Annotated in this window: 26 protein-coding genes and 1 pseudogene; 12 read left to right on the top strand and 15 right to left on the bottom strand. The window is 74.9% G+C overall.

The annotated features are described in order from the left end of the window. Positions 1 to 49: 49 nt before the first annotated feature. Positions 50 to 1,399 (top strand): tetratricopeptide repeat protein, encoded by a 1,350-nt coding sequence (locus tag ACLGIH_RS16180; protein WP_416525947.1) that lies wholly within the window; start codon positions 50 to 52, stop codon positions 1,397 to 1,399. Between the two features lie 229 nt (positions 1,400 to 1,628). Continuing rightward, on the top strand, positions 1,629 to 2,609 hold the full coding sequence (locus tag ACLGIH_RS16175) for a GAF and ANTAR domain-containing protein (RefSeq protein WP_416525946.1): 981 nt from the start codon (positions 1,629 to 1,631) through the stop codon (positions 2,607 to 2,609). Positions 2,610 to 2,718: 109 nt separating this feature from the next. Here ACLGIH_RS16175 and ACLGIH_RS16170 read toward each other — a convergent pair whose 3' ends face one another. Next, positions 2,719 to 3,507, bottom strand: coding sequence for a hypothetical protein (locus tag ACLGIH_RS16170; protein ID WP_416525945.1), 789 nt, complete (start codon positions 3,505 to 3,507; stop codon positions 2,719 to 2,721). A gap of 454 nt (positions 3,508 to 3,961) precedes the next feature. Here ACLGIH_RS16170 and thrS point away from each other — a divergent pair, with 454 nt between their 5' ends. The 3 genes from thrS (at position 3,962) to ACLGIH_RS16155 (ending at position 7,938) form a co-directional block, all read left to right on the top strand. Continuing rightward, positions 3,962 to 5,182 carry a threonine--tRNA ligase gene (gene thrS / locus ACLGIH_RS16165; RefSeq protein WP_416525944.1) on the top strand — a complete coding sequence of 407 codons (1,221 nt, stop codon included), beginning with the start codon at positions 3,962 to 3,964 and terminating at the stop codon, positions 5,180 to 5,182. A 43-nt stretch (positions 5,183 to 5,225) separates the two neighbouring features. After that, positions 5,226 to 6,194, top strand: a complete 969-nt coding sequence (locus ACLGIH_RS16160; protein ID WP_416525943.1) for a nucleoside hydrolase — start codon at positions 5,226 to 5,228, stop codon at positions 6,192 to 6,194. Positions 6,195 to 6,267: 73 nt separating this feature from the next. Continuing rightward, entirely contained in the window at positions 6,268 to 7,938 is a 1,671-nt protein-coding gene (locus tag ACLGIH_RS16155; protein WP_416525942.1) for a glycoside hydrolase family 13 protein, read from the top strand. 25 nt (positions 7,939 to 7,963) lie between these two features. Here ACLGIH_RS16155 and ACLGIH_RS16150 read toward each other — a convergent pair whose 3' ends face one another. From ACLGIH_RS16150 to ACLGIH_RS16140, 3 genes and pseudogenes are all read right to left on the bottom strand, one after another. Beyond that, entirely contained in the window at positions 7,964 to 8,470 is a 507-nt protein-coding gene (locus ACLGIH_RS16150) for an FxLYD domain-containing protein (protein WP_416525941.1), read from the bottom strand. Positions 8,471 to 8,508: 38 nt separating this feature from the next. Further along, positions 8,509 to 9,063, bottom strand: a pseudogene (locus tag ACLGIH_RS16145) (HAD domain-containing protein). A gap of 46 nt (positions 9,064 to 9,109) precedes the next feature. Then, positions 9,110 to 9,484, bottom strand: coding sequence for a DUF6479 family protein (locus ACLGIH_RS16140; RefSeq protein WP_416525940.1), 375 nt, complete (start codon positions 9,482 to 9,484; stop codon positions 9,110 to 9,112). A gap of 173 nt (positions 9,485 to 9,657) precedes the next feature. Between ACLGIH_RS16140 and ACLGIH_RS16135 the strand changes: the two genes are divergently transcribed. After that, complete coding sequence (locus ACLGIH_RS16135; protein ID WP_416525939.1) at positions 9,658 to 11,271, top strand: right-handed parallel beta-helix repeat-containing protein; 1,614 nt, start codon at positions 9,658 to 9,660, stop codon at positions 11,269 to 11,271. 23 nt (positions 11,272 to 11,294) lie between these two features. On the opposite strand, the gene ACLGIH_RS16130 is transcribed toward ACLGIH_RS16135, so the two are convergent. Both ACLGIH_RS16130 and ACLGIH_RS16125 read right to left on the bottom strand, forming a co-directional pair. After that, positions 11,295 to 12,170, bottom strand: coding sequence for a serine hydrolase (locus tag ACLGIH_RS16130; protein WP_416525938.1), 876 nt, complete (start codon positions 12,168 to 12,170; stop codon positions 11,295 to 11,297). Continuing rightward, positions 12,167 to 13,105, bottom strand: coding sequence for a LysR family transcriptional regulator (locus tag ACLGIH_RS16125; RefSeq protein ID WP_416525937.1), 939 nt, complete (start codon positions 13,103 to 13,105; stop codon positions 12,167 to 12,169). Before ACLGIH_RS16125 ends, ACLGIH_RS16130 begins: the two co-directional genes overlap by 4 nt. 115 nt (positions 13,106 to 13,220) lie before the next feature. Here ACLGIH_RS16125 and ACLGIH_RS16120 point away from each other — a divergent pair, with 115 nt between their 5' ends. Continuing rightward, positions 13,221 to 14,228, top strand: coding sequence for a CE1 family esterase (locus ACLGIH_RS16120; RefSeq protein WP_416525936.1), 1,008 nt, complete (start codon positions 13,221 to 13,223; stop codon positions 14,226 to 14,228). A 39-nt stretch (positions 14,229 to 14,267) separates the two neighbouring features. Continuing rightward, positions 14,268 to 15,908 carry a penicillin-binding transpeptidase domain-containing protein gene (locus ACLGIH_RS16115; protein ID WP_416525935.1) on the top strand — a complete coding sequence of 547 codons (1,641 nt, stop codon included), beginning with the start codon at positions 14,268 to 14,270 and terminating at the stop codon, positions 15,906 to 15,908. A gap of 19 nt (positions 15,909 to 15,927) precedes the next feature. Here ACLGIH_RS16115 and ACLGIH_RS16110 read toward each other — a convergent pair whose 3' ends face one another. Then, positions 15,928 to 16,137, bottom strand: coding sequence for a twin-arginine translocase TatA/TatE family subunit (locus ACLGIH_RS16110; RefSeq protein ID WP_416525934.1), 210 nt, complete (start codon positions 16,135 to 16,137; stop codon positions 15,928 to 15,930). Between the two features lie 283 nt (positions 16,138 to 16,420). Between ACLGIH_RS16110 and ACLGIH_RS16105 the strand changes: the two genes are divergently transcribed. Together ACLGIH_RS16105 and ACLGIH_RS16100 are read left to right on the top strand one after the other, a co-directional pair. Beyond that, on the top strand, positions 16,421 to 17,761 hold the full coding sequence (locus ACLGIH_RS16105; protein WP_416525933.1) for a hemolysin family protein: 1,341 nt from the start codon (positions 16,421 to 16,423) through the stop codon (positions 17,759 to 17,761). After that, a complete protein-coding gene (locus ACLGIH_RS16100) occupies positions 17,758 to 18,780 on the top strand; it encodes a hemolysin family protein (RefSeq protein WP_416525932.1) in 1,023 nt (340 codons plus the stop codon). Before ACLGIH_RS16105 ends, ACLGIH_RS16100 begins: the two co-directional genes overlap by 4 nt. 49 nt (positions 18,781 to 18,829) lie before the next feature. On the opposite strand, the gene ACLGIH_RS16095 is transcribed toward ACLGIH_RS16100, so the two are convergent. The 8 genes from ACLGIH_RS16095 to ACLGIH_RS16060 all read right to left on the bottom strand — a co-directional run bounded on the left by ACLGIH_RS16095 (position 18,830) and on the right by ACLGIH_RS16060 (position 25,300). Next, positions 18,830 to 18,970, bottom strand: a complete 141-nt coding sequence (locus tag ACLGIH_RS16095; RefSeq protein ID WP_416525931.1) for a hypothetical protein — start codon at positions 18,968 to 18,970, stop codon at positions 18,830 to 18,832. Continuing rightward, positions 18,967 to 19,242 carry a DUF4352 domain-containing protein gene (locus ACLGIH_RS16090; RefSeq protein WP_416525930.1) on the bottom strand — a complete coding sequence of 92 codons (276 nt, stop codon included), beginning with the start codon at positions 19,240 to 19,242 and terminating at the stop codon, positions 18,967 to 18,969. The genes ACLGIH_RS16095 and ACLGIH_RS16090 overlap by 4 nt, the downstream gene beginning before the upstream one ends. Positions 19,243 to 19,793: 551 nt before the next feature. Continuing rightward, positions 19,794 to 20,282 carry an Asp23/Gls24 family envelope stress response protein gene (locus ACLGIH_RS16085; protein WP_416525929.1) on the bottom strand — a complete coding sequence of 163 codons (489 nt, stop codon included), beginning with the start codon at positions 20,280 to 20,282 and terminating at the stop codon, positions 19,794 to 19,796. A 140-nt stretch (positions 20,283 to 20,422) separates the two neighbouring features. Beyond that, positions 20,423 to 21,883: a DEAD/DEAH box helicase gene (locus ACLGIH_RS16080; protein WP_416525928.1), complete on the bottom strand. Its 1,461-nt coding sequence runs from the start codon at positions 21,881 to 21,883 to the stop codon at positions 20,423 to 20,425. 251 nt (positions 21,884 to 22,134) lie between these two features. Beyond that, positions 22,135 to 22,338 (bottom strand): cold-shock protein, encoded by a 204-nt coding sequence (locus ACLGIH_RS16075; RefSeq protein ID WP_391680009.1) that lies wholly within the window; start codon positions 22,336 to 22,338, stop codon positions 22,135 to 22,137. Positions 22,339 to 22,671: 333 nt separating this feature from the next. Then, positions 22,672 to 23,070 carry a DUF5994 family protein gene (locus tag ACLGIH_RS16070; protein WP_416525927.1) on the bottom strand — a complete coding sequence of 133 codons (399 nt, stop codon included), beginning with the start codon at positions 23,068 to 23,070 and terminating at the stop codon, positions 22,672 to 22,674. Between the two features lie 145 nt (positions 23,071 to 23,215). Beyond that, complete coding sequence (locus ACLGIH_RS16065) at positions 23,216 to 23,413, bottom strand: hypothetical protein (RefSeq protein WP_416525926.1); 198 nt, start codon at positions 23,411 to 23,413, stop codon at positions 23,216 to 23,218. Positions 23,414 to 23,554: 141 nt separating this feature from the next. Beyond that, positions 23,555 to 25,300: a SpoIIE family protein phosphatase gene (locus ACLGIH_RS16060; RefSeq protein WP_416525925.1), complete on the bottom strand. Its 1,746-nt coding sequence runs from the start codon at positions 25,298 to 25,300 to the stop codon at positions 23,555 to 23,557. A 219-nt stretch (positions 25,301 to 25,519) separates the two neighbouring features. On the opposite strand from ACLGIH_RS16060, the gene ACLGIH_RS16055 reads away from it, so the two are divergent. Further along, entirely contained in the window at positions 25,520 to 26,218 is a 699-nt protein-coding gene (locus tag ACLGIH_RS16055) for a hypothetical protein (protein ID WP_416525924.1), read from the top strand. Continuing rightward, positions 26,196 to 26,525 carry a hypothetical protein gene (locus ACLGIH_RS16050; RefSeq protein ID WP_416525923.1) on the top strand — a complete coding sequence of 110 codons (330 nt, stop codon included), beginning with the start codon at positions 26,196 to 26,198 and terminating at the stop codon, positions 26,523 to 26,525. Before ACLGIH_RS16055 ends, ACLGIH_RS16050 begins: the two co-directional genes overlap by 23 nt. The last annotated feature ends 98 nt before the right edge of the window (positions 26,526 to 26,623 follow it).

Below are 26,623 nucleotides of genomic sequence, written 5' to 3'. Positions count from 1 at the left end.
ACCTAGGGGCGCCAACCGGGAACGGCAAGTGCCGCAGGGGGAGCCGACCGTGGAAGACCGTGACGATCCGGTGGTGCTCGGACGCAGGGTGCAACGGCTGCGCGTCGACCGCGGGCTGACCCAGCGGCAGTTGGCGGAGCCCGCGTACACCCCCGCCTACGTCTCCACGCTGGAGGCCGGCCGGGTGCGCCCCTCCGAGGAGGCGCTGCGGCACATCGCCGAGCGGCTCGGGGTGGCGTACGAGGAGCTGCTCACCGGGCGCCCCGCCCGGCTCGCCACCGACCTTCGCCTGCGGCTGACCGAGGCGCGGCGCACGCTCGCCACCGGCGGCGCCGGGCCGGCGGCCGAGCAGTACGGCGCGCTGCTCACCGAGGCCGAGGCCCACGGGCTCACCGAGCTGACGGCCGAGGCGCTGCTCGGGCTCGGGGAGTGCGCGCTGCAGAGCGGGGAGCTGGAGGAGGGGCGGCGCCGCTTCGAGCGGGCGGAGGAGTGCCTGGCCGCCGCCGACGCGCCGCTGCCCGCCCGGGTCCCCGCCCTGCGCGGCCGGGCGGTCGCCCACTACCTCGCCGGTGAGCTGCGCTACGCCGTCTACCTGCTGGAGTCCACGCTCGACGAGCTGAACCGCGGCGGCCTGCACGACCCGGACGCCCTGCTCCTGCTGTACGCCAGCGCCATCGGCCCGTACATGGACATGGGGGCCCACGCCCGCGCCGCCCAGGCCGCCGAACTCGCCCTCGCGCTCGCTCCCCGCGCGGGCGACCCGGCGCTGGTGGCCCGCATGCACCGTTCCGTGGCCCGGACCCTGCTCGCCGAGGGCCGTCTCGCCGAGGCCGACGCCTCGCTCGCCAAGGCGGCCGAGCTGTACCGCACCCTCCAGCTGAGCACCGAGCTGGCCAACTGCCACTGGATGCGCGGGTACGTCCACGCGCAGAACGGCGAACTGGAGCGGGCCGAGGGTGAGCTGCGCGAGGCGCTCACCATGCTGTCGGCCAGTCGCGCCGCCCTCTACCGCAGCCAGGCCGCGGTCGAGCTGGCCGACGTGCTGCACCGGCGCGGCAGGTCGGCGGAGGCCGCCGCACTGCTGCGCGAGGTGCTGGACGACCTGTCCTCCGAGCGCGGCGCCGTGCACGCCGCCGGTGCCCACCGGCTGCTCGGGACCATCGCCGAGGACGCCCGCGACGTCGAGGCCGCCGAGGAGCACTACGTCCGCGCGCTGAGCCTGCTGGAGCGCGCGGGCGCGGCCGGCGACCTGGCCGACCTGTGCCGGCTGCTGGGCGACCTGCTGCGCCGCACTGGCCGGGTGGAGGCGGCCATGGACGCCTACCGGACGGGGCTCGGCCACCGCACGGCCCCGGGGACGACGACCCTCGGCCCGGCACCGGCGCAGCCGCCGCTGTGACGGCCTCTGCGCACCGGCGCTCGCCCGGCCGCCGTGGCAGCGGCCGCCGTGGCAGCGGCCGCCGTGGCAGCGGCCGCCCGCCGGGGGCGTCGCCGGGCCGCGGGCGGTTTCGCGCGGGCCGCGAAGGGTAGTCGTGGCTGGTCTCCGGGTCGGCGGTCATCGGGCGGCGCGCCGCGTCCCGGCCCGTCGACGACGTTGCCGGCCGCGTGGAGCGAAGGAGGCGGTGCAGGTGCGGCCCAGCGACGGACATCACGGTGGCGAGCCGGGTGACGACGACCCACGGCCCTCGCCCGTCAGCGCCTCCGACCTGATAGCCGAGCAGGTGAGGGGCGCTCCGCCCGGCGAGGTGCCCGAGCGGCTGTGCGAGGTGGCCGTGCGGCTGCTGCCGGTGACCGGCGCGAGCGTGTCGCTGCGCAGCGACGGGCTGCCCGTGCAGCTGTGCGCCAGCAGCGAGCGGGCCGCGCACCTGTCGCAGATACAGGCCACCCTGGGCGACGGCCCGTGCGTACAGGCCGGCGCGACCGGTGCCCCCGTGCTCGCCCGCGACCTGACCGCCGGTACCGACGCCGAGGCCGGCCGCTGGCCCGTCTACGCCCAGCAGGTGACGGCCGCCGGCGTCCGGGCGGTGTACGCGCTCCCGCTGGGCGACGCGTGGGCCTGTGTCGGCACCCTCGACCTGTACCGCGACACCCCCGGCGGGCTCACCGGCCCCGAGCTGAGCACGGCACGGCTCGTGGCGGAGGCCATGACGACGGCCCTGATGGCACTGCCGCGTGCGCTGGGTTACGAGGACCCCCAGGACTACGGGGACCCCCAGAACTACGGGGACCCCCGGCACTACCGAGACCCCCAGGCCTACCCGGACCCCCAGGACTACCGGGACCCTCAGGACTTCGGGGACTCCCAGGACTCCGGGAGCTACGAGGACTACGGGAGCTACGAGGACCACGGAGACGCAGGCACCGGCGAGGCGGGACCGGCCGCCGCCACCGACGCCGCCCGGGACTGGCCGCGGGGCCGGCTCGGCGGGCTGGGCGGCGACCACGACGAGGTGCACCAGGCCGTCGGCATGATCATGGCCCAGCTGGGGGTCGACGCCGACGAGGCGCTGGCCCGGCTGCGCGCCCGCGCCTTCGTCCGCGGGCGCACGGCACACGACGTGGCCCGCGACGTGGTGGCCCACCGGGAGCACATCGAGCGCGACCGGTAGCGCCGGCGCGCACGAGGCCCGCGCGGGGCCGGCCGGCGCAGCGCCCGGGTGGGGACGGCCGGCGCGCGGCGACCGGCGACGGGCTCGCCCGGGGCCGGTGGGCACCGGCTCACACCAGCGCCCGGCCCTGCCTCCTGACCTCCGCCAGCCGCCGCGCACCGACCTCCACCGCCGTCCACGCGACGTCGTCCCACACCTCGCCGAGACCGCCGTACGTCAGGCTGATCGCGTCGTCGCCGACCCGTGCGGCGGCGAGGACCACGGTGAGCACGGCGGACTCCACGCCCGCCGCCGGGCCGCGCAGCGTCACCCGCAGGGCCGCCCGGGCGTCACCGGCCTCCGGCAGGTCCAGGCCGGTGACCCGGACGTCCTGCGCGTCGCCCTCCGCGGTCCGGGCCGGGAACCGCCCGCACCGGTCCGGCAGCGCCCGCAGCCAGGCCAGCGCGCGGTCCACGTCGGCCGCGCGGTGGGCGGTGACCCGGTAGTGCAGCTGGGTCTCCTCGGTGGTGTCGTCGAGGCCGACCGTGGCGCGGGGAGCGGGGGCGGCGCCGAAGAGGTCCTCGGTGTAGAGGACGTCCAGCAGCCGCCGGCAGTCGCGGCCCTCGGTGGTGGCCTTCAGCCGCTGGTCCCGCCAGGTCGCCGCTCCCCGCGTCGGCTGCCACGGCTCGCCGAGGTCGGCCTCCGTGATCAGCGCCGCCCGGGCCTGCGCCGCGGTGAGGGTGGGCGCGGTGGCGGGCGTCGGGAGCGTGGCCGGCGACTGCGCGCTCGGCGGCGGGGTGGGGGCGGGCGACGCGGCCGGTCCCGGCGCGATCCCCGAGCAGGCGGTCACGGCCGGCAGCAGGACCGCCGCGACGAGGACGGGGGCGCGGGCGGGGCGGACGGCCGGGGGACGGTGCATCGGGGGTGCCTCCTGGGGCCGGGCCGGCCGGGGCGGCCGTGCGGTCACGCCCCTCCACGGCACCACCGGCCCCGGCGCCCCACCAGCGCGCGGGGCCGTCCGGGTGACTCCTCGCCCCCGCCGTCCTGCCCGCCCCTGGGGGCTGCGCCCCCAGACCCCCCTTGTTCGGCATGGACGGCCTCGTCCTCAAGCTCCCGCAGAGGGGGTGCCCCCGGACGGGCTGGTAGGTCAGCCCCTCCGGCGTTTGAGGAGCGGGGGCCCGGGGGTGGAAAACGCTTCGGCGTGCCATCGGCCCCTTTGCTACGGTCCTGCCATGCAGCGCGCCCGTCTCCGTCCGACGACGACGCCGGAGAGTGTCCCGGCGCGCTGACAGCTGACCGAAAGTCCGAAGCCCCGGGGCGAGTCCCCGGGGCTTCGTCGCGCGGTGCTCGCCCTCCTGGGAGAGGAGCCCGCCGTGCCCGACCACCGACGCCTCGGCCGTGACCTCGGCCTGTTCGACACCGACCCGCTGATGGGCGCCGGGCTGCCGTACTGGCTGCCCGACGGCGCCACCGTCCGGCATGCCCTGGAGGAGTACGTCCGCGAGGCCGAACGCCGGGCCGGCTACCGGCACGTCAGCTCGCCCGTCCTCGGCAAACGCGAGCTGTACGAGATCTCGGGCCACTGGGCCCACTACCGCGACGACATGTTCCCGCCGATGGACCTGGGCGGCGAGCAGGTCGTGCTGCGCCCCAGCCTCTGCCCCCACCACGCCCTGATCTACCGCTCCCGCGCCCGCAGCCACCGTGAACTGCCGCTGCGTATGGCCGAGCTGGGCGCCATGTACCGCGCGGAGCTGTCCGGCGTCCTCGGCGGCCTGACCCGGGTCCGGGCCATCCACCTCAACGACGCGCACATCTTCTGCACCCCCGGCCAGGCCGCCGACGAGGCCCGCTCCGCGCTCGCGCTCATCCGCCGCGCCTACGCCGACCTGGGCATCACCGCCTCCCGGTACCGCCTCTCCCTGCCCGCCCCCGGCGGCAGGTACGTCGCCGACCCGGAGCTGTGGCGCCGGGCCACCGCCCTGCTGGAGGAGGCCCTGGACGGTCTGCCGTACGAGGCGGTCGAGGGCGAGGCCGCCTTCTACGGACCCAAGATCGACGTACAGATCGCCGACGCCGCCGGCCGGGAGAGCACCCTGTCCACCGTCCAGATCGACTTCCACCAGCCCGAGCGCTTCGGCCTGCGCTACACCGGCCCCGACGGAGCCCGGCACCGCCCGGTCATGGTGCACCGCAGCATCGTCGGCAGCGTCGAGCGGGCGGTCGCCCAGCTGGTCGAGGCACACGGCGGCGGGTTCCCGGTGTGGCTGGCGCCGGTGCAGCTGGTGGTGCTCCCGGTCGGCACCGACCAGGAGGAACGGGCGTACGACCTGCTGCGCCGGGCCACCGGGCGCGGGCTGCGCGCCGAGGTCGCCGGGCCGGACCGCGGCACCCTGGGCGCCCGGATCCGGGCGGCGCGGCTGGTGCCGTACCAGGCGGTGATCGGCGCCCGGGAGGCCGCGGCCGACGGCGACCCGGTGGCCGTACGCCTGCGCGACGGCCGCCGGGTCGCCCCGCTGCCCGCCGCGGACCTCCTCGACCGGATCGCGGACCGGGCCGCGGCGCGGGGCACCGCGCTGTGGAAAGACGCGTAGGGTCACCGCCGCAGGACCCTGCGGAACGTAAGGAGTGCTCGCCGTGACGACCGACCGGACCGACCGCCCCCTCCCGGTGATCATCGACTGCGACACCGGCATCGACGACGCCCTCGCCCTGCTGCTCGCGGTCCGCCACCCGGCGCTCGACCTGCGCGCGGTCAGCTGCGTCGCCGGGAACACGGACGTGGACGGCGTCGTCCGCAACACCCTCACCGTCCTGGAACAGGCCGGCGCCCCGGACGTGCCCGTCGCCCGGGGCGCCGGGCGCCCGCTGATCGAGGCCGTGCGCACCGCCCGGCACGTGCACGGCCACGACGGCATGGGCGACCTGGGCCTGCCCGCGCCGGCCCGGCGCCCGGCCGACGTCGACGCGGTCACCCTGCTGCGCCGCGAGATCCTCGCCTCGCCCCGCCCGGTCACCCTGATCCCCACCGCGCCCCTGACCAACATCGCCCTGCTCCTGCGCACCCACCCGGAGGTGGTCGGGAACATCGCGCGGATCGTCTTCATGGGCGGCGCGGTGGCCACCGGCAACGCCACCCCGGTCGCCGAGTTCAACGTCTGGCACGATCCGGAGGCGGCGGCGATCCTCCTCACGGCCGGGGTGCCGATCACGATGTACGGCCTGGACGTGTTCCAGCGGGTGATCGTCCCGGGCCCCGACGTGCGCCGGCTGCGGGCGAGCACCGAGCCCGGCACCCGTCTGGCCGGAGAACTGCTCGCCCACCGCGGCCCCGCCACCGACGAGTCCGACCCCGGCGGCGGCCTCGGCGACGCGGGCGCGGTCTGCGCGGTCGCCGACCCGGACGGCCTGACCACCCACCGCCTGCCCGTCGAGGTCTGCCTGGCCCCCGGTCCGGCCCGCGGGCAGACCGTCGTCGACCGCCGCGTCCGCCCCGGCGAGTCCGAACTCCACGAGGGCACCCGGGAACAGCCGCTGGTGGACGTGGCCCTGGACGTCGACGTGGCGCGGTACGTGCGGCTGTACCTGGAGGCGGTCGAACGCTAGCGGCGGTGTTCACTTTCCCGGCGATGTGGACAGACCTACTCATGTCCCCCGCACACATCGCAGAGGAGACCGCGTGACCGTACGCACCACCGCCAGCACGCCCGACCTGTCGTCCAAGGACCCCAACTGGTGGCGGCAGGCCGTCATCTACCAGGTCTACCCCCGCAGCTTCGCCGATGCCGACGGCGACGGGCTCGGCGACCTCCGCGGCGTGACCCAGCGCCTCACCCATCTGGCGGCCCTCGGCGTGGACGCCCTGTGGCTCAGCCCGTTCTACCCCTCCGAACTCGCCGACGGCGGCTACGACGTCGACGACCACCGCGACGTCGACCCACGCCTGGGCACGCTGGAGGACTTCGACGCCATGGCCGCCGAGGCCCACCGCCTCGGCCTGAAGGTCATCGTCGACCTCGTCCCCAACCACACCTCGCACCGCCACGTGTGGTTCCAGGAAGCCCTGCACGCCGGCCCCGGCTCGCCAGCCCGCGACCGGTACGTCTTCCGTGACGGACGCGGCGCGCACGGTGAACTGCCGCCCACCGACTGGCAGTCGGTCTTCGGCGGCAGCGCATGGCAGCGGGTGCCGGACGGCCAGTGGTACCTGCACCTCTTCACTCCCGAGCAGCCGGACCTGAACTGGGAGAACGAGCAGGTGCGGACGGACTTCCGCGCGACGCTGAGGTTCTGGTCGGACCGCGGTGTCGACGGCTTCCGCGTCGACGTCGCCCACGCCCTCGCCAAGGACCTGACCGAGCCGCTGCGCGACCTCGGCGCCCCCGAACTGAGCAGCGAGGCGGCGCTGGTGGACTTCGCCCCCGGCACCCACCCCTTCTACGACCGCGACGAGGTCCACGAGATCTACCGCGACTGGCGCAAGATCCTCGACGCCTACTCCCCGCCCCGGACGGCGGTGGCCGAGGCCTGGGTGCCGGGCGCCCGCCGCGCCCTGTACGCCCGCCCGGACGAACTGGGCCAGGCGTTCAACTTCGAGTACCTCCAGACGGCCTGGGACGCCGGTGAGCTGCGCGAGGTGATCGAGGGGTCGCTGGCGGACGCCGCCGCGGTCGGCGCCTCCGCCACCTGGGTGCTGTCCAACCACGACGTGGTCCGCCACGCCACCCGTCTGGTGCTCCCGCCGGGCACCGACACCGACGCCTGGCTGATGTCCGGCGGCCGGGCACCGGCGGTCGACGAGGCGGCCGGTCTGCGCCGCGCCCGCGCCGCGACGCTGCTGATGCTGGCGCTGCCGGGCTCGGCCTACCTCTACCAGGGCGAGGAGCTGGGCCTGCCCGAGGTCGCCGACCTGCCCACCGAGGTCCTCCAGGACCCGATCTGGGAACAGACGGGCCACGTCCGCAAGGGCCGCGACGGCTGCCGGGTCCCGCTGCCGTGGACGACGACGGGCCCGTCGTACGGCTTCGGCCCGGGGGCGGCCTGGCTCCCCCAGCCGCCCGCCTTCGCCCGCTACGCCGTGGCGGCCCAGGACGGCGTGGACGGCTCCACCCTGGAGCTGTACCGCAAGGCGCTCCGGCTGCGCCGGAAACTCGTCACCGACGAGACGCTGACCTGGGCGGACGGGACCCCGCCGGGCGTGCTGCAGTTCAACCGCTCGGACACCTGGCGCTGTGTCACCAACCTCTCGGACACGGTCGTCGACCTCCCGGCCGGCGAGGTGCTGCTGACCAGTGCCCCGCTGGCGGACGGGCGGCTGGGCCCGGACACGACGGCCTGGCTGGCGCTGTAGGCGGCGGCCCGCGGGTGCCGGGACGTCAGTAGCGCACCGCCCGTGCGACGACCGCGCGCACGTCGCCCGACAGGTCGCGCGTGCTGCGGGCGGTGGCGCTCCCGGACTGGCCGGGCGGGACGTCCTCGACGGTGACGACGGTCGTGTCGAGCAGGTTGCCGTGCCGGTCGGTGAAGTCGACCTGCACCGCGAAGGACCCGGCCGAGCCGGCGGTGTTGCGGGCGGTGACCTCGACGGTGGCCCGCCCGTCGCCGCCGTGCCCGGTGTCGCCGAGCGTGACGTCGTCACGGACGTCGGCGCCCTCGGTGATCTCCGCCGGCCACCGCCCGGCCTCCGCGGTCGCCGAGGCCAGTACGTCCGCCCCCTCGGAGGCCAGAGAGGAGGCGGCCGACGCGGCCCGGCTCGCGGCGCTCGCGGCACTCTCGGCGGGCGAGGGCGGCGGCCCGCCGTCGTCGCCGTCGGAGCAGCCGGCCAGCACGGTGGCCAGCACGATGACGGCACCCGCCGCCCGGCGCGCCCGGTGAGCGGCCATGTCGCCTCCAAGGACCTGGGGACCGGGTTCGGTCTCTCCTACCGCCCCAGTGAAGAGCGGCGGCCACGGGCGCGCACTCCGGCATCCCCCGGACGGGGCAATGCGGCCACCCACGCCTCCAGCACCGCGAAGTCGGCGTCGGAGAGCCCGGAACCGGCATCGACCCGGTGCAGCAGCGCCGGCCCCGGATGCTGCGCCTCGGCCCAGAGCCGGTCTACGGCCCCGATCTCGTCGTCGACCCACACGAACGGCCGCCAGCCGGCGTACGCGACGAGGTACGGCGTCTTCCAGTGCAGGCCCCGCGGCCCGGCGCCGTCCGGTCCGGTGCCCGTCCACGTCACCACCGGCAGCGGCGGCAGTCCGATCCGGGGCGCGACGATCCTGTTGGCCTCGTCACCCCAGGTGGTCGCCCACACCGGCCGCACGCCAGCGCCGACAGGCGGGGGCCGAGGGCGGGGTCGAGCCGCTCCAGCAGCGGATTGCCGGTGGACGCCGCGGAGGGGCCCGGAGGCCGCCTCCGGGGGACTCCGAAGGGGATGAGCGGCCCGTCGACGTCGAGGAAAGAGGATCGGCCGCTTCGGTGAGCCGGTCACACGGGGAACGATGGTCGGCCGGGCGCGACAGCCGGCTCGCGGTCGCTCAGAAGTGGCCCGGCCCCCCGCCCCCGAACGAACCGCTCGACCCCGGCAGCCAGCGGCGGCGGTTCTGGTCCTTTCCGCGGCGGGTGGACGCGTGGTGGAGTTCGTACGGCATCAGCCGTGCGCGACCGTCCGCGGACAGGGGCATGTCGTCCGGCTCCCGCACCTCGCTTTCCTCGCGGACGGGGCCGGTGGCGGGGAGATGCGGCTGTTCGTCGGCGTTGGGGCGGGGCGACTCCCGGTCCATGACGCGCATGCCGACGCGGACGGCCCAGACCAGCGCGCCGGCGATCACCAGCCCGCCGATGAAGGCCAGGGTCATGTAGAGCGCGTGGTCCGCCGAGACGGCCAGCGGTACATACGTTGCCGTACTCATGTTCCGAGTATCGCCCTGCCGTCACTGAAATGCGATAAATAGGGCGAAATGCCTGATGGGCGCCTGATGGGACGCCCCGTGGGATTGACGCGGCCGCCCGCTGGTACCCGGCCCCCGGCAACCCGGACCTCCCTGACCGGCCCGGCCCCCGGCGGTCCCCGGAAGGAGCCCCCATGACTCTCCCGTCGACGGTCGACGCTCGCGACCACGGCCTGGTCGGAGACGGTTTCACCAACGACCAGCCGGCGTTGCAGAAGCTGGTGGACGCGCTGGGGGACGAGGTCGCCGCCGACGGCCGGCCCCGGATCGTGCAGGTGCCCGCCGGGCGGTACGTGGTGCGGGACCAGCCCGTGCTCTGGCGCAGCGGCGTCTCGCTGATCGGGGCCGGACGCGGGGCCACCTGCTTCGTGCTCGCCAACCCGGGCGCGCCCGCCCAGCCCGTCCCGCTGGCCTGGTTCACCAGCGCCCAGCACGGCGCCGGCCGGGACCACCACATCGCCGACGTCACCTTCGCCCACTTCGAGATCGACGGGTCGCAGGTGGAGACGGAGGAGTACGACCCGCTGGCCAAGGGCCTCGGGCTGCAGTACGTGCTGCGCGGGCGGTTCACCGACCTGTACATCCACGACACCGCCGCCACCGGCTTCGGGTGCGACTTCCTGCAGGACACCGTCGTCGAGGGCGTGCTGGCCGAGCGGTGCGGGCGGCAGGACCACGGGGCGGACATGGGCGGCGCCGGGATCGGGATCGGCGTCGGCGGGTGGGGCCCCGCCGAGCGGCTGACCGTGACCGCCTGCACCGCCCTCGGCAACGGCACCAACGGGATCTTCCTGGAACTCCAGCAGGCGGACTGGGAACCGCCGCGCGGCATCCGGATCACCGCCTGTCACGCCGAGGACAACCTCTTCGGCATCTCCGACTGGGGCGCCGACGGCCTGCTGGTGGCCTCCTGCACCATGCTCGGCAACCACGAGGCCGGGTTCGACGTGTCCGCCCAGGGCACCACGCACATCGGCGGGCGCGGCGGCATCGTCACCGGCTGCGTCATCGACGGCAACGTGCGCGACGGGGTGGGGCTGGGCAACACCCCGGGCCCGTACGCCTTCCGGGGCAACCGCATCAGCAACAACGGCCGCTACGGCTACTGGCAGCACAACCTCGCCGGCGGCGACGAGGAAGCGGCCACCGACATCGTCCTGGAGAGCAACGACATCCGGCACAACGCCCTGGACGGCATCCGCCTCGACGCCCCCCTGAGCGAGCCGGCGTTCATCGGCAACCGCGTCCACGGCAACGGCCGCCGCACCGCACCGGCCGCCCGGGGAGGCGGCGAGGGCGTGCGGTTCACACCCCTGACGATGACCGACGACAGCGCCGACTGGGCCCCGGACGCGCACCACGGCAAGGAGCTGACCGTGGGGACGCAGACCGCCCTCGTCGTGGGCAACACGGCGACCGAGCTGCGCCTGGCCCCGGAGCGCCCCGGCGCCCGCACCGCCTGGACCGGCGGCACCCCGCCGCCCGGCTCCGCCTACCGGCTCCCCGGCGCCCCCGGCCGCCGTGCCGGCCTCACCGCGGACTCCGCGCTCACCCACCCCTACGTGCACGGCAACCGCGTGTGGGACGACGGGCAGCCCCGCACCCAGTCCCACGCCCTGTGGGTCACGGCCGGTGCCACCTGGACCGGCGGGCGGGTCTCCGGCAACGACTTCGGCGGCAACGCCTGTGCCGCCACCCGCTTCGACTCCGCCCCGGGCGGCGGACGGTGGCGGGACAACGACGGGTGATCGATCCCGGGCCCGGCGGGCCGTCACGGCCGCCGCAGCGCGTCCACCGCGATCCGCGCCGCCGTGCCGATCACCGCGTCGGCCGCCGGCAGCGTGGCCGCGGGGTTGGCGGTACGGGTGAAGACCGCCACGGCGTAGCGCCCGCCGTCGGGGTACTCGACGACGCCGACCTCGTTGCGCAGGGTGGGCAGGCTGCCGGTCTTGCCGGCCACGTGGACGTCGTCGAAGGGGAAGCCGGAGGCCAGCCGGTGCGGCCAGACCTGGAGGCCCAGGATGCGGCGCATGGCCGCGCCGTACGGTGCCGGGCAGGCCTCGTCCCGCCAGACGGCGGCGAGCAGCCGGGTCATGTCCCGCGGGGTGCTGCGGTTGGTGCGGGCCGGGTCCAGCGCCCGCAGCCGGGCGATGACGTGCGGGTCGGTCAGGGCCCTCGCGCCCCGGGGGCCGGCGTCCTCCCGCATGGTGGCCAGCATCTCGGCGAAGCCGTGCACCGCGCGGGTGCGGGTCAGGCCGAGGCGGGCCGTGGTGCGGTTGACGGCGTCCAGGCCGACCCGGCGCAGCAGCAGGTCGGCGGCGGTGTTGTCGCTGACGGACATCATCAGGAACGCGGCGTCGCGCAGCGAGAGACGGACCGGGTCGAGCATGGCGGCCAGGCCGGTCGGTCCGGGCGTGCGTTCCTCCGGCGGCGGGCCTTCGACCTGCTCGGTGAGGTCCAGCTCGCCCGCCGCCGCCCGCTCGTGCAGCGTGACCAGCACGCACAGCTTGTGGACGCTGGCCGTGCACACCGGCTGCTCGCCCCCGGCGTCGACCTGCGCGCCGGAGTCGATGTCGAGGGCGTGCAGCCGACCGGTGACCCCGGCTTCGGCGAAGGCCGCGTCGATACGGCCGAGGGTGTCGGTCACAGCCAGAACTCCGATGCCGGGCGCAGGTGCAGCGGTCGCGCGGACGGCTCCGCGGTCGCACCGGCCGTCGTGCGCAGCGCGTGCGTGGCCGCGTCCGCGAAGGCGCCGACGGCGGCGTCACCGCGCCCCTTCGGCCAGGCCACGGAGTGCCGCCAGGCCAGCGGGGCCCCGGCGAGCGGGCGCCAGACCAGGTCGGGGTCCCTCTCGCCGCCGGCCACGAGGTGGGCGTCGTGCGGAGCGAGGGCCACCGCCGCCGCGGACAGCACCAGGCCGCGGACGAAGCTGTCGCCCTGCGCGTGCCGTACGGCGGCCGGGGTGTAGCCGTGCCGGGCGCAGGTGGTGAGCAGGTCGTCGTAGACCGCGGGCGCGTTGGTGCGCGGGAACAGGATCAGGTCGTAGCCGGTCAGGGACGCGAGCGGGACCTCGGCCGGCCCGGCCGCGGTGGCCGAGCGCGGCAGCAGGACGCCCAGTTCGCGGCGGAGGACCGGGCCGAGTTCCAGGCCGGTGACGTCGCAGGGGTGGTGGATCAGCCCGACGTCCAGGTCGTGCGCGGCGAACGCGGTGAGCTGCTCGGTGGTGGACAGTTCGTGCAGCTCCAGCTCCAGGCCGGCGTGGCGGTCCCGGAAGCCCGCCAGCAGCGCGGCGACGGTCTCACCGGAGAGGTCGGGGGAGAGGGCTGCGCGCAGCAGGCCGGTCTCGCCGTTGCGGATGCGGCGCGCGGTGGCCAGGAGGGACTCGGAGCGGGCGAGCACTTCCCGGGCCTCGGCCAGCAGCAGGGTGCCCGCCTCGGTGATGGTCACCTGCCGGCTGGTGCGCTCGAAGAGGCGGACGCCCAGCTCCCTCTCCAGCCGCTGGATGCGCTGCGACAGCGGGGGCTGGGCCATGCCCAGCCGGGCGGCGGCACGTCCGAAGTGTGACTCTTCTGCAACAGCCACAAAGCACTCCAGGTGCCGCACCAGGTCCACGACCAGTAATCATATCGGGGATTGATCGATTCCAGGGCGATAGCACTCTTGGACATGAGAGCGGCGGCGTTGCTCTCCTCGGTGCATGCCCCTCCCCCAGCGCTCCCGTGCGTCGGGCGCCTTCGCCCCCCTTGCCGCCGCCCTCGCCCTGCTGCTCGCCGGGTGCGGCTCGTCCGCCGAGCCGGCGCGGCCGGCCGCCGCACCGTCGCCCGCCGCCACGCCGTCCGGCTCCGTCACGAGCACGCCGGGCACCCGTGAGCAACTGCGCGTGGACGGCCGTACCCGCCACTACCTGCTGCACCGCCCGACGGCGGACGGGGCGCCGGGTGACGACCGGTCGGGCACAGGTCGTCGCAAGGCGCTGATCATCGCCTTCCACGGCCGCGGCTCCTCCCCGGCCGAACTGCGCGAGCAGAGCGGGCTCACGGCCGACGCCCGGGCGCGCGGCATGCTGATCGCCTTCCCCGAGGGGCTGCGCGAGGCGTGGGGCGCCGGTACGCGGGCGACCGCCCAGCGGCCCGATCCGGACCTCGACGTGCGCTTCACCGAGGCGCTCGTCGGGCACCTCGTGCGCACCGAGGGGGCCGACCCCGCACGGGTCCACGTCGTCGGCTTCTCCAACGGCGGTTCGATGGCGCTGCGCATGGCCGCCGAGCGCCCCGGGCTGGTGGCGGGCGCGGCCTCGGTCTCCGGTCAGCTGCCCTCCGGGTCCGCCGCCGTGGAGCCGGCCGGGCCGGTGCCGGTCATGGTCGTCTACGGCGAGGACGACCCCGTGCGCCCGCCGGCCGGATGGCCCTCCCCGCCGCCCGACCCCCGGGAGCCGATCACGCCGACCCGGTCGGCGCGGGCCAGCGCCGAGGCGTTCGCGGTGGCGGGCGGCGCGGGCGAGCCGGTCACCGGCCGGGAGCGCGGATACGACCGGACCGTGTGGCGGCTGGCGAAGAGCGCGGGCGAGGTACGGCTGCTCGTCGTGCACGACGCGGGCCACACCTGGCCGGGGTCGTCCCTCACCCCGCCGAAGGGCTTCGGCCCCACCAGCGAGGCCCTGAACGCCACCGCCGAGATCCTCGGCTTCTTCACGCACGGTCACTGAACCGGCCCCCGGGCCACTCACGGACAAGGAAATCCTCGGATGTCGCACCACGCACACCTCCCGCCCGCCCCCCGCCGCGGGCCCCGCACCGCCGTGCGGGCCGGCATCGCGGTGGCCGCCGTCCTCGCGGTCGCCGCCGGCGGCTCGTACGCCGCCGGGATCGGCCCCTTCGCGCGCGGCGACGACGGCCCCGACCCCGCCACCATGGAGCAGGCCCGCGGCTTCCTCGCCGACTGGGCGGCGGGGCGGCTGCCGAGCGCGGCCGAACGCACCACCAGACCCGACCGGGCGCAGGAGGTGCTGCAGAGCTTCACCGCGGGGCTCGACATCACCGGGCCCAAGCTGACCGCGGCGCCCGGCGAGGACACCGAGGAGGCCGAGGACGGCACGGTCACCGTGCCCTACACCGCCCGGATGCCCGTCGAGGGCCTGGGGACGTGGACGTACCGCGCCGAGCTGCCGCTGCGCGAGCAGGGCGACGGTTCCTGGAAGGTGGACTGGCGGCTGTCGCTGGTCCACCCGCGGCTGAGCGAGACGGAGAAGTTCCGGCTGGAGCGGGAGGAGACCGAGCCACCGGAGGTCGTCGACCGCGACGGCGAGAAGCTCACCGGCGCCGAGTACCCGTCGCTGACGCCCGTCCTGAACCGGCTCGGCGGCGGGGCGGGCGGCGGGCCGCGCGGGTCGGTGGAGCTGGTGGACCGGGTCACCGGCGAGGTCGAGCGCACGGAGGCCGAGTTCGGCGAGCCGCCGAAGGCCTCGGCGGACGACGGGCCCGTCCGCACCACCCTCGACGCGACCTGGCAGGCCGCGGCGGAGAAGGCGCTCGCCGCGGCCGGCGGCAAGAACGCCGCACTCGTCGCCCTGCGCATCGACGACGGCGAGATCCTGGCCGTCGCCAACTCCCCGGCGTCCGGCTTCAACCGCGCCGTCTCCGGCACCTACGCGCCCGGCTCCACCTGGAAGCTCGTCACCAGCAGCGCACTGCTGATGAAGGGCGCGGTGGCGCCGGACGACGTGGTGGACTGCCCGAAGTACCTGACGGTCGGCAAGCGGTTCCAGAACGTGGAGCTGTCCGAGTTCCCGGGCGCGACCTTCGCCAAGGACTTCACCGAGTCCTGCAACACCGCGTTCATCAGCCTGCGCGACAGGCTCGCCGAGGGGGAGCTGGGCGAGGTGGCCCGCACGTACTTCGGCGTCGGCCAGGAGTGGCACATCGGGGTGCCGTCGTACGACGGTTCGGTCCCGGTGCCCAAGGACGCGACGGAGAAGGCGGCGTCGATGATCGGGCAGGGCCGGGTGCAGGCCAATCCGCTGATCATGGCGTCGGTGACGGCCACGGCGGTGTCCGGACGCTTCCACCAGCCGTCGCTCACCGCCGGCACCGAGGACGAGACCCGCACCGAGCCGCTCCCGGACGAGGTCGTCACGCAGCTGCGCGCGCTGATGCGGGCCACCGTCACCGAGGGCACCGCGAGCGTCCTCGCCGACCTGCCCGGCGAGGTCGGCGCCAAGACCGGTACCGCCGAGGTCTCCGAGGACCAGGAGAACAACGGCTGGCTGGTCGCCCACCGGGGCAACGTCGCCGTGGCCGTCGTCGTCGAGGAGGGCGTCACCGGCGGCGGTTCGGCCGGCCCGGTCGTCCACAGCCTGCTGTCGGCGGTGCCGGGCGACCCCGCGTGAGCGGCGGGGCGGGCGCCGGTCAGTCCTCCCGGCGGACCGCCTCGCCCTGGATCACCCGGGGCGGCTCCCCGGCCGCTCCGGGCGTCCCGGTCTCCCGCATCGCCCGGCGCTCGGCCTTGAGGATGCGGGCCGACTTGCCCGCCGAGCGGGTCAGCTCCGGCAGCTTCTTCACGGCCAGTACGGCGATGACGACGATGAGGATGATGGCGAGTTCACTCAGCCCGAACATGCGTGCCCCCTGTCGGTCGGGTGTCGGTCGGCGTCGGATCGGTCGGCGACCGCACCAGTGTCGGTCAGAGATCGAACCCATGGCTATGTCTACACCTATGTAGAGGAATAAACTGGGGCGAGCAAAAGGTTGACCGAAACGCTTTGCCCGCCCTTTACCATGGGTGCGGACACGTTTCTCGACTCGTCAAGGAGCCCCGTTCCGTAATGGAGCCTCCCAGTACCGGCTGTGTCATAGCCCGCGGTGACCTCGCCGCGGCCCCCGAGGGAGCGGGGGTGGCACGGTGACCGAGGTCCTGCTGCTCCTGCTGGCCCTCCTCCTCACCCTGGCCTGCGCTGTCTTCGTCGCGGCCGAGTTCTCGCTGACCACCGTCGAGCGCGGCGACCTGGAGCGTGCCGCCGAGTCCGGCGAGCGCGGCGCCGAGGGCGCCCTGAAGGCCGTACGCCGCCTGACCGTCCAGCTCTCCGGCGCCCAGCTCGGCATCACCGTCACCTCGCTGGTCATCGGCATGCTCGCCGAGCCGTCTCTCGCCGCGCTGCTGCGCGGACCGCTGCGGGCGATCGGCCTGGGCGGCGCGGCCCCGACGGTGGCGACCCTGCTCGGCGTGGCGGTCTCCACCGTCGTGCTGATGGTCGTCGGCGAGCTGGTCCCCAAGAACTGGGCGATCTCCCGGCCGCTGGCCGTCGCCAAGGTGGTGGCGGGCCCGCAGCGTGGCTTCACGGCCGCGTTCGGCCCGTTCATCACCCACCTGAACAACACCGCCAACCGCTGCGTCCGCCGCTTCGGCCTGGAGCCGGCCGAGGAGCTGGCGTCCGCCCGCACCCCCGAGGAACTGGTCGCCCTGGCCCAGCACTCGGCCGCGGAGGGCGCCCTGGAGGCGGACTCGGCGGAACTGTTCGTCCGCACTCTGCACCTGAGCGAGCTGACCGCCGAGAACGTGATGACGCCCCGCGTCGACGTCAAGGCGCTGGAGGCGCACGCCACGGCCGCCGACGCGGCCAACCTCACCCACGCCACCGGCCTGTCCCGCTTCCCGGTGTACCGCGAGAGCCTGGACGAGGTCGTCGGCACGGTGCACATCCGCGACGTGCTGGCCCTGGAGCCGCAGCGGCGGGCGGTCACCCCGGTCACCGAGCTGGCCACCGCGCCGCTCCTGGTCCCCGACAGCCTGCCCGCCGACCGGCTCCTGGAGCGCATGCGCGCCTCCCGCACCATGGCCGTCGTCATCGACGAGTACGGCGGTACGGCGGGCGTGGCGACGGTGGAGGACATCGTCGAGGAGGTGGTCGGCGAGGTCCGCGACGAGCACGACCCGGTCGAGGTGCCGGACCTGCTGCCGGCCCCCGCCGACGCCGAGGGCCGCGAGGCCTGGGAGGCGGACGGGTCGGTCCGCATCGACCGGCTCGCGGCGATCGGCCTGGCCGCGCCCGAGGGGCCGTACGAGACCGTGGCCGGCCTCGTCGCCACCCACCTGGCGCGCATCCCGGCCAAGGGCGACGCCGTCGACCTCGACGGCTGGCGGGTGGACGTCCTCGACGTCGACCACCACCGCGCCGACCGGGTCCGCATCACGGCGCCCGTCCCGGCCCAGAAGGCCGGGCAGCAGCCGGAGGTGGTCCGGTGACCGCGCTCCAGCTCCTCATCGGCGGCCTGACGCTGCTGACCAACGCCTTCTTCGTGGGCGCCGAGTTCGCGCTGATCTCGGTGCGCCGCAGCCAGATCGAGCCGCGCGCGAAGGAGGGCGACAAGCGCGCCCGCATGACCCTGTGGGGCCTGGAACACCTCTCGGCGATGATGGCCACGGCCCAGCTGGGCATCACCGTTTCCTCGCTGGTGCTGGGCGCGGTCGCCGAACCGGCCATCGCACACCTGCTGGAGCCCGCGTTCGAGGCGGTCCACATCCCGCACGCGCTGGTCCACCCGATCGCCTTCGCGATCGCCCTGGCCCTGGCGACGTACCTGCACATGCTGGTCGGCGAGATGATCCCGAAGAACATCGCGCTGGCCGCCCCGGCCGCCACCGCGCTGCTCCTCGGCCCGCCGCTGGTCGCCCTCACGCGGGCGCTGCGTCCGGTGATCTTCGGCATCAACGCCTTCGCCAACGGCCTGCTGAAGCTGTTGCGGGTCGAACCGAAGAACGAGGTCGAGGCGGTCTTCACCGACGACCAGCTCGCCCGCATGGTCGTGGACGCCAGCGAGGCCGGCCTGCTCACCCCGGCCGACGGCGAACGCCTGCGCGACGCCCTGGAACTGGGCACCCGCCCGGTCGGCGAGATCCTGGTCCCGGCCGCGCAGATGCGTACGGTGGCCCACACCGTCACCCCGGCCGAACTGGAGCGGCTGGCCGCCGAGGCGGGCTACTCCCGCTTCCCGGTCACCGGCCCGGACAACGCCCTGCTCGGCTACCTCCACATCAAGGACACCCTGGGCCTGACCGACCGCGACCGGCCGTTCCCGCGCACGGCCCTGCACACGGTCACCCGGGTCCGCATCGACACCCCGCTCGACGACACCCTCACCGCCCTGCGCGCCGACGGCAGCCACCTGGCCGCGGTCACGGGCGAGACCGGCACGGTCCTCGGCTTCGTGACGATGGAGGACGTCCTGACCGAACTGGTCGGCCCGGCGCCGACGACGGCCTGATCCGGGACGAGGCAGGTCCCGAGCACGGTCGGCGGCCGCCGCGGGGCCGTCAGCCGGCGGACACGGTCCACTGGCCGGTGTTGCCCGAGAAGCCGCTGTTCATCGCGGACTGCACCATGTCGGTCTCGGAGCTCGCCGGGACCTCGAAGGTGATGAACCCCAGCGCGCTGTCCCCGGGAGCGATCGTCACGCTCCCAGGGAAGCCGGGGCCGGCGGCGGTGTCGTGAACGACGAGCCGAACTGCCGGCCCTGTGCGTCGACCAGCCTGGCGCCGTTGGACGGGGAGTCGCTGCAGACCGCCGTACCGGTGTTCTGCAGCCGGAACTGCACGGCCACGAACCGCTCACCCGCCTCCGGAGTGGAGAACTCGTTCTCGGCACCGGCCGGGTCGACGACCTTCACCACGGTGACGGCGAGGGCCTCGCCCTCCTGCGTGCCGGTGAGGCCGAGGGGGTCACCCACGGCCGCCTCGGCCGGGCGGGGGGGAGAGGGCGACCCACGGGTGTCTCGGGGGACGGGGACGCCGTCCGCTCGCCCGGAGCGCCGGTCGTCGCCGTGGCACGGGCCGTCGCCGGATCGGTGGTGACGGTCTCCTCGCCGGTGCAGGCGACGGCCGCCGCGACGAACCCGGCCGGCAGGAAACCGAGGATGCGCCGCATCGCTCCTCCCCGGGAAGTCACGGACCCGGTAGGACATGACTCAGCTTCCTCCCACCCGGGCCCGCCCGCATCCGGGCGAGGACCGCCCCCGGCCCGCCGGGACGGCGGAGGTCCGGCCGGCCGGTGGAAGCCGCCCCGCCGCCCCGCCGCCTCGCACCCGGGCCCGGGCGTGGGCGCGGTGCCGCGGATGCGGGGCTCGACGAGGCGAGTGACGTGCACGGGCACCGGGCCGGTCACGGAGCCGGTCCACGGCGGTACCCAGCCACCCGCGCGGGCGGTACGGGGACGGCCCGCCCGGCCGTCACGTCACACGCCCACGCCCGAATCTCCGCCGGCCCGCGCGCCTTTGCCGCCTCACCTCACGCGGCCCTGGCTCTCCTCTTCCTCCTCGCTCTCCTCGTCGGGCAGGTGGACGTCGTGGACGGTGATGTTCACCTCGACGACCTCCAGCCCGGTCATGCGCTCCAGGGCCTCGATGACGTTGGTGCGGACATCGCCGGCGACGTCCACGACGGAGAGGCCGTACTCGATGACCAGATCGAGGTCCACGGCGGTCTGCCGCTCGCCCACCTCGACCTTGACGCCCCGGGTCACGCTGGGGCGGCCGCCGGGGACCCGGTCACGGACGGCGCCGACGGTCCGGGCCATCCCGGTACCGAGGCTGTGCACGCCGTCCACCTCCCGCGCGGCCATTCCCGCGATCTTCGCCACCACGCCGTCGGCGATGGTGGTGCGCCCGCGGGTCTCGGCCGGGGAGTCCGGGCCGCTGCGGCCCTGCAACGTCGTCTGCCCGGTACCGGACCGGGTCTCGTCCGTGGAGGGACGGCTGGCAGTGTCCGACATGATCGCCTCCCGAGGGTTTCGGCGCGGTGCCCCTCGAAGGAACGGGACACACTCCTCGGCTGAGTTCCTCGCCCACGCCAGGTGATGCATGCCACATGGCGTGGGCGGTCAGCGAAGGACGATCCGGAGGTTCCGTGGCCCTAGGCCGCCCGGCCGAGCGCGGACTGCTGCCGACGGGGCCGGCGGCCGCGACGGCTGCGGGAGGCAGAGGACGGCGCAGAGGACGAGGACGCGGCGCGGCGGGGGCGTGCCGGGGCGGGCACGGTGATGACCACCGGGACGCCGGAGGGCGCCTGGGCTCCGGTGATGCGGCTCAGCTCCGCCTCGCCGGGCTGCACCGGCGTGATCCGCGGGGTGACGCCGGCCGACGCCATCAGCCGGCTCATGTCGCGGCGCTGGTCGGGGGTCACCAGGGTGACGACCCTGCCGGACTCGCCGGCGCGGGCCGTGCGTCCGCCGCGGTGCAGGTAGTCCTTGGGGTCGCTGGGCGGGTCGACGTTGACGACCAGGTCGAGGTTGTCGACGTGGATGCCGCGCGCGGCGACATTGGTCGCCACCAGAACGGTCACATGGCCGTTCTTGAAGTGGTCGAGCGTCCGCGTGCGCTGCGGCTGGGACTTCCCGCCGTGCAGGGCCGCGGCGCGTACGCCGCTGCTCAGCAGGTGCTTGGTCAGCCGGTCCACCGCGTGCTTGGTGTCCAGGAACATGATCACTCGGCCGTCCCGCGCCGCGATCTCGGTGGTCGTCTGCCGCTTGTCTGCCTCGTGCACATGGAGCACGTGGTGCTCCATCGTGGTGACCGCCCCCGCGGACGGGTCGACGGAGTGGACCACCGGGTCGGTCAGGTAGCGGCGGACCAGCAGGTCGACGTTGCGGTCCAGGGTCGCGGAGAACAGCATCCGCTGCCCCTGGGGGCGCACCTGGTCGAGCAGCGCGGTGACCTGGGGCATGAAGCCCATGTCCGTCATCTGGTCGGCCTCGTCGAGGACGGTGATGGCGACGTCGTCGAGCCGGCAGTCGCCCCGGTCGATGAGGTCCTTCAGCCGGCCCGGCGTCGCGACGACGACCTCCGTGCCGGCCCGCAGCGCACCGGCCTGCCTGCCGATCGACATCCCACCGACCACGGTGGCCGACCGCAGCCCGACGGCGCGGGCGTACGGGGCGAGCGCGTCGGTGACCTGCTGGGCGAGCTCGCGGGTGGGCACGAGGACCAGGGCGAGGGGCTGCCGCGGCTCGGCGCGCCGGCCCGCCGTACGGGCCAGCATGGCCAGGCCGAAGGCCAGGGTCTTGCCGGAGCCGGTGCGGCCGCGGCCCAGGACGTCCCGCCCGGTCAGGGAGTTGGGCAGGGTCGCCGCCTGGATCGGGAACGGCACGGTCACGCCCTCCTGGCCCAGCGCGGCCAGCATCGGGGCGGGCAGGCCGAGGTCGGCGAACGACTCGACGGCGGGCAACGCGGGCGTGGTCGTCACCGGAAGCGCGAATTCGCCCTGCGGCGCGCTCGGCCGGCGTCCGTTCCCCTTGGAACGGCGCGGGGCGCCGGAGCGGCCGGCGGCGGAACCGCCGAAACGGTCGTAGGTGCGCTTATTGCGTGCTCGGTTCATACAGGAACCTTCAGACTTTCCTTGATGCGGCACGTGTCAAGGAAATCGCGCAGCAATTTTGCCGGCACAGAGAATCGCGAGAACGAGCCGAAGACGGTGGCGGGCGAGCGGGAGCGATTCGGCGGGGAACGCATCACCGTGCGGTCGACCGTGCGGTGAAAATCCCCCCTGAGAAGCCCCGGAAATCAGCGAGCTGGGGCCCGCACCCCAAGGTGCGGGCCCCAGCTACGACGTATGCGTCAGTGCCGTGGTCAGGCGGGAACGATGTTCTCGGCCGTCGGGCCCTTCTGGCCCTGACCGATGTCGAACGTCACCTTCTGGCCCTCCTGAAGCTCGCGGAAGCCCTGGGTGGCGATGTTCGAGTAGTGGGCGAAGACGTCGGCGCCGCCGCCGTCCTGCTCGATGAAGCCGAAGCCCTTTTCCGCGTTGAACCACTTCACGGTGCCAGTAGCCATTTTTTTCTCCTTCGGGACGGTGTTCGAAGTTCGCCGTGTGCGTACTTCGGTCGCCGTGATGATCACCCCGTCGGAAAACGTCCTGGCAACCACAACTGCAACTGGCGTCGACACTACCATGCCGCCATCGCCGGGGCGCGAAAAAATTATCCGCTTCCCACCTGCGCCCAGGAATATTCCTCGATCGGCGCGAAAATTCCTGACTTCTTGACCCGCCCGGCCCAGTGCCCTGACCTCCCTCGACGAGCCGGTGTGCCGCGGCCGTGATCGCCGGCGAGGACACCGGCGGCCTCGCCCGGACCCCGTGATGCGACGAAGGCCACATCCACCCGCTCAGGCGGGGGCGCCGAGCGCGGCGGTCATGAGTGGCTCGGCGGCCTCCTCGGTGGTCTCGGGCGGTACGACCAGCAGGTCCCGGCGGCCTTGGCCGGGGGCGAGCAGTACGACCGTGTTCGGCGCGTGCAGCGCGGTGGCCTCGTGCAGCCGTACGACCTGGTCGCGGACGAGCATCCGGTCCGGCGCCGCGGACCAGGCCGCGCCGTTCACCGTGACGCTGGTGATCTGCCCCCAGGACGGGGGGAGTTCGGCCAGCAACCGCGGAAGCTCCGCCAGGAGGTCGTGGGAGCGGGGCCACCACGCGCCGTCGAGGCGGCGCGGCAGGGCGCTGTGGGGTGCCAGGCGCAGGCGGACGGCCGGTACGGACGGCGGCGGCGGCGGTGCTGTGGTGATCATGATGTTCCCTCGACGTTCCCTCGACGGCTGACGCGGCGGGCGGTGGCCGCGGACCGGGTACGGCGGGTGGCCGCGGTGCGGGGGTGCGGTGCGGCTCAGCGCCTCACGGCGGCCCGTCCTCGTGCGGGGCGGGCCTCCACGGCGGTCACCTGCCGTCGGCCGGCCGCCCGCGGGAGGCGGCCCCGCCGTCCCACGGGCCCGTCCTGCCGGTGGTGAAGAACAGCAGTACGGCACGGCACGAGTCGGGCTCCGGTCCCGCACCGGCGGCCGGGAGGTGCCGGGCGGCGCCGGGCGCCACGGAGAGCTGCGCGGCGGCGGGGAGCCCGTCGGAGGTCGAGGACATGGTGCCGACCTGTCTCGGAGGGCCCGCGCGTGCGCGGCCTTCCGGTGGGGTGTTCTCGCCGAGAACGAGACCGGCGCGGGAGCCGGTGTGCGACGTGCCCTCGGTACGACCACCGTACTCCCGTGCCGCCCGCTGCGGGCGTCACCCCGGTGACGCGGCGGGAACGCGCAGGGCGAGGAGGGCGACATCGTCGGCGCTGCCGGGCGGCACATGGGCCAGCACTTGGTCGCACAGCGCGTCCAGGGGCTCGTCGGCGAGCGCGAGGACCTGCCGGCGCAGCCGGTCCAGACCGGTGTCGAGGTCGATGCCCGGGGTCTCGATCAGTCCGTCGGTGTACAGCAGCAGTGTGGAGCCCGGCGCCAAAAGCTGGGTGGCGTTCGGCCGGCTCGCGCCGGTGGCCGGACCGGCGCCGAGGAGAAGTCCCTGGCCGGCTTCCAGGTACCGGGCCTCTCCGTCCGGGGTGAGCAGCAGCGGCGGCGGATGTCCGGCGCTGGACCACTGAAGCGTCCAGGGGCCGGTGTGCGGGTCGCCCGTGACCCGGGCGAGCACGAGGGTGGCCATGGGGACGGTGGTGATGACCGGCATGGCGTCGTCGAGACGGTCGACGACGGCGCCCGGCGGCCCGGTGTGGTCCCAGGCCAGTGAGCGCAGGATGCCGTGCAGTTGCGCCATGCCGGCCGCCGCGGTCAGGTCGTGGCCCACGACGTCACCGATGACCAGCGCGAGCGTGCCGTCCCGCAGCTCGAACGCGTCGTACCAGTCGCCGCCGACCTGCGAACCGGCCGGCGCGGGCTGGTAGCGGGCGGCCAGCCGCATGCGGCCGGGCTGGGGCAGCGGGGCGAGCAGGTTGCGCTGCATGGCCTCGGCGACGGCCCGCTGCCGGCCGAACCGGCGGGCGTTGCCGATGACCAGCCCGACTCGCCGGCCGATGTCGCTCACCACGGCCAGGTCACCGGCGTCGAAGGGGTGCGCCGGGTCCGTGCGCACCACCGTCAGGGCGCCGGTGACCTGCTGCTCGGCGCCGAGCGCCACCGTGATGGCGGACGTCGCGCCCACCGCCCGCAGAAAGTCGCCGTGGGCGGTGGTCAGGGCGGTGCGGGCGCGGGGCGGTGCCGCCGTCTCCGCGGGGCCATGGAGGACCGGCTCCCCGCCGTGGAGCACCTGGACCAGAGGTGAGCGCGCCGCCTCCCGGGCGTCGGGAAGGGGCTCCCGCCAGTTCTCGTGCCGGGCGTTGCGGCCCGCGGGCCCGGTCACCGCCACCCGGTGGACCTCATCGGAGCCGAGCCGGAGATCCACCGCCACCCAGTCGGCCAGGCGGGGAACCAGCAGATGGCCCAGACGGGCGAGGGCCTCGTCCGTCTCCAGCGTCTGGCCGAGGACGTCCGTGATCTGCGCGACCAGCGTCAGCCGTTCGGTGAGACTCTCCAGGGCGCGCGTACGGGCCGCGCGTTCCCGGCGCGCGCTGCGGTCCCCGGTCGCGTCCATGAGCAGTACGGCCGTGCCCGGGGCCGGCCCGTCGTCCGGCAGGGGAGAGGCGGACCAGGAGACCGCGATCAGGCGGCCGTCGCCCCGCAGATGGCTGTCGCCCTCCCCGCGCGCCGCGGTCCGCTCGGCCAGCGCGTGGAGCAGGGGGCACTGATCGCGCGGGATCCTGCCGCCGTCCGCGTCGCGGTGCAGCAGGTCATGGGCGTCCTGCCCGAGCATCGCCGCCGCACGGCGGCCCAGCAGCCGCTCGGCGGCCGGGTTGACCGCGAGGATCCGCCCGCCCGGGTCCACGACGACCAGGGCCGCGCCCAGGTGCTCCACGACGTGCGGCCAGAGACCCGGGCCGGTCGCCGGCGACCGCCGCCCCTCGTCTCCGGCACCGAGCACCGGACCCTCCGTCAAGCCGCCCTCCAGTCGTGGAAGCCCTCACCTTCACCGCATGCCGCGGGCGCACCGGCGGACCGTACCAGTGGTTCGGTGCTCGCCCACAGCAACCCGCCCAGGTCACCGCACGGCACGCGTGTGTCGTCGACTCCTCCGCCGGACATCCTGCGTAGCCTCCCGAGTGCGAAGAGTGATCATCTGATGGCTGTGCGTGCACGGCCGAGGGAGCGTGACGTCGTGTTGAGAGCGTGGCTGCTGAGAGTCCTGGCCGTCGCAGCGGCCGTCTTCCTGGTGCTCGGCGGGCAGTCGGCCGGTGCGACCGCCGCGGGCCCGGCGAGCGGGCCGGCCGTCGTGGCCCCGCAGGAGGCCGCCGGGAACGCCGGGTCCGCCGAGATCGCCGAGAAGGCCGCGGGCGGCAGGACCGCCGTCATCGCGGTCCACCGCGATCAGGAGCGGGACGACCAGTGGCGGCACACCACCTTCCATCCGCCCGGGCCGGCCGTTCCCGAGGTCGCTTCGGCGCTGCGCGCGGTCGGTGCCGAAGTCGTCGTCGGAGACTTCTCCACCAGGCGCGGTACCGCCTACTTCTGGTCGGGGCTCGGCGCGGGTGGCGAGGACCTCGCGGAGCGGATCGCCACCGAACGGGGCGGTGTCGTCCTGGGCATGCTGCTGGAGCGGCGGGACATCGCGATGCCCGCCTGGGACGGCTCGCAGAAGGTCGAGGTGGCCTGGTCGGCGGTGTCGGAGGAGTACGCGCGGCAGGCGAGCGGCGTCGTGCACGTGATCCTCGGCCCGCACGTGCGGCCCGACGCGATCTGGTACACGGAGTTCGACCACCTCAAGCGGAACACGAAGGTCACCAAGGTGATTTCGGTGGACCCGCAGACGGGCGGGGAGGCTACGCTCTGGACCCGTGGACAGCAGCCACGCCGGTGATTCCCGGCTGACGGACGGCCGCCGCAGCCGGGCGGTGACCCTGTACCTGCTCGGCGCGGGAAGGCCGTATCCGAAGCTCAGCCCCGAGTCCGTACGGGAGGCGTTCGAGCCGGCCGAGGCCGAACGCCTCCTCGGGTACGCCGAGGCCGTGGTCGCCGAGATGAACGAGTTCCAGGCCGACTGGGCCGGCCGGAACCTCCAGACCGTCACCCTCGCCTACCAGGCCGACGCCCGCGCCCGCCACCCCGAACTCGACGAGACCGCCATCGACGCACTCGGCAGGGCCTACAGCTTCTGGTGGAGATAGCGAGGCGCCGGGGCGGTGAGGCGCCGGGGCGCAGGGGCGGCGGTGCCGCCGCAACGCCGCACCACCTCCGGTGACGAGTACGGTGGGCGCGTTGTTTA

Source organism: Streptomyces hamibioticus (assembly GCF_047946815.1).
Lineage (GTDB): Bacteria > Actinomycetota > Actinomycetes > Streptomycetales > Streptomycetaceae > Streptomyces.
The sequence above is the reverse complement of the archived record's forward strand: the minus strand, read 5'-3'. Positions and strand labels throughout refer to the sequence as shown.

What these genes read in the sequence shown, in the direction of transcription:
- ACLGIH_RS16170 (WP_416525945.1), bottom strand. Translation starts at nt 3,507, where the DNA reads ATGCACCGTCCCCCGGCCGTCCGCCCCGCCCGCGCCCCCGTCCTCGTC.
- ACLGIH_RS16150 (WP_416525941.1), bottom strand. Translation starts at nt 8,470, where the DNA reads ATGGCCGCTCACCGGGCGCGCCGGGCGGCGGGTGCCGTCATCGTGCTG.
- ACLGIH_RS16140 (WP_416525940.1), bottom strand. Translation starts at nt 9,484, where the DNA reads ATGAGTACGGCAACGTATGTACCGCTGGCCGTCTCGGCGGACCACGCG.
- ACLGIH_RS16135 (WP_416525939.1), top strand. Translation starts at nt 9,658, where the DNA reads ATGACTCTCCCGTCGACGGTCGACGCTCGCGACCACGGCCTGGTCGGA.
- ACLGIH_RS16120 (WP_416525936.1), top strand. Translation starts at nt 13,221, where the DNA reads ATGCCCCTCCCCCAGCGCTCCCGTGCGTCGGGCGCCTTCGCCCCCCTT.
- ACLGIH_RS16115 (WP_416525935.1), top strand. Translation starts at nt 14,268, where the DNA reads ATGTCGCACCACGCACACCTCCCGCCCGCCCCCCGCCGCGGGCCCCGC.
- ACLGIH_RS16110 (WP_416525934.1), bottom strand. Translation starts at nt 16,137, where the DNA reads ATGTTCGGGCTGAGTGAACTCGCCATCATCCTCATCGTCGTCATCGCC.
- ACLGIH_RS16085 (WP_416525929.1), bottom strand. Translation starts at nt 20,282, where the DNA reads ATGTCGGACACTGCCAGCCGTCCCTCCACGGACGAGACCCGGTCCGGT.
- ACLGIH_RS16080 (WP_416525928.1), bottom strand. Translation starts at nt 21,883, where the DNA reads ATGAACCGAGCACGCAATAAGCGCACCTACGACCGTTTCGGCGGTTCC.
- ACLGIH_RS16075 (WP_391680009.1), bottom strand. Translation starts at nt 22,338, where the DNA reads ATGGCTACTGGCACCGTGAAGTGGTTCAACGCGGAAAAGGGCTTCGGC.
- ACLGIH_RS16070 (WP_416525927.1), bottom strand. Translation starts at nt 23,070, where the DNA reads ATGATCACCACAGCACCGCCGCCGCCGCCGTCCGTACCGGCCGTCCGC.
- ACLGIH_RS16065 (WP_416525926.1), bottom strand. Translation starts at nt 23,413, where the DNA reads ATGTCCTCGACCTCCGACGGGCTCCCCGCCGCCGCGCAGCTCTCCGTG.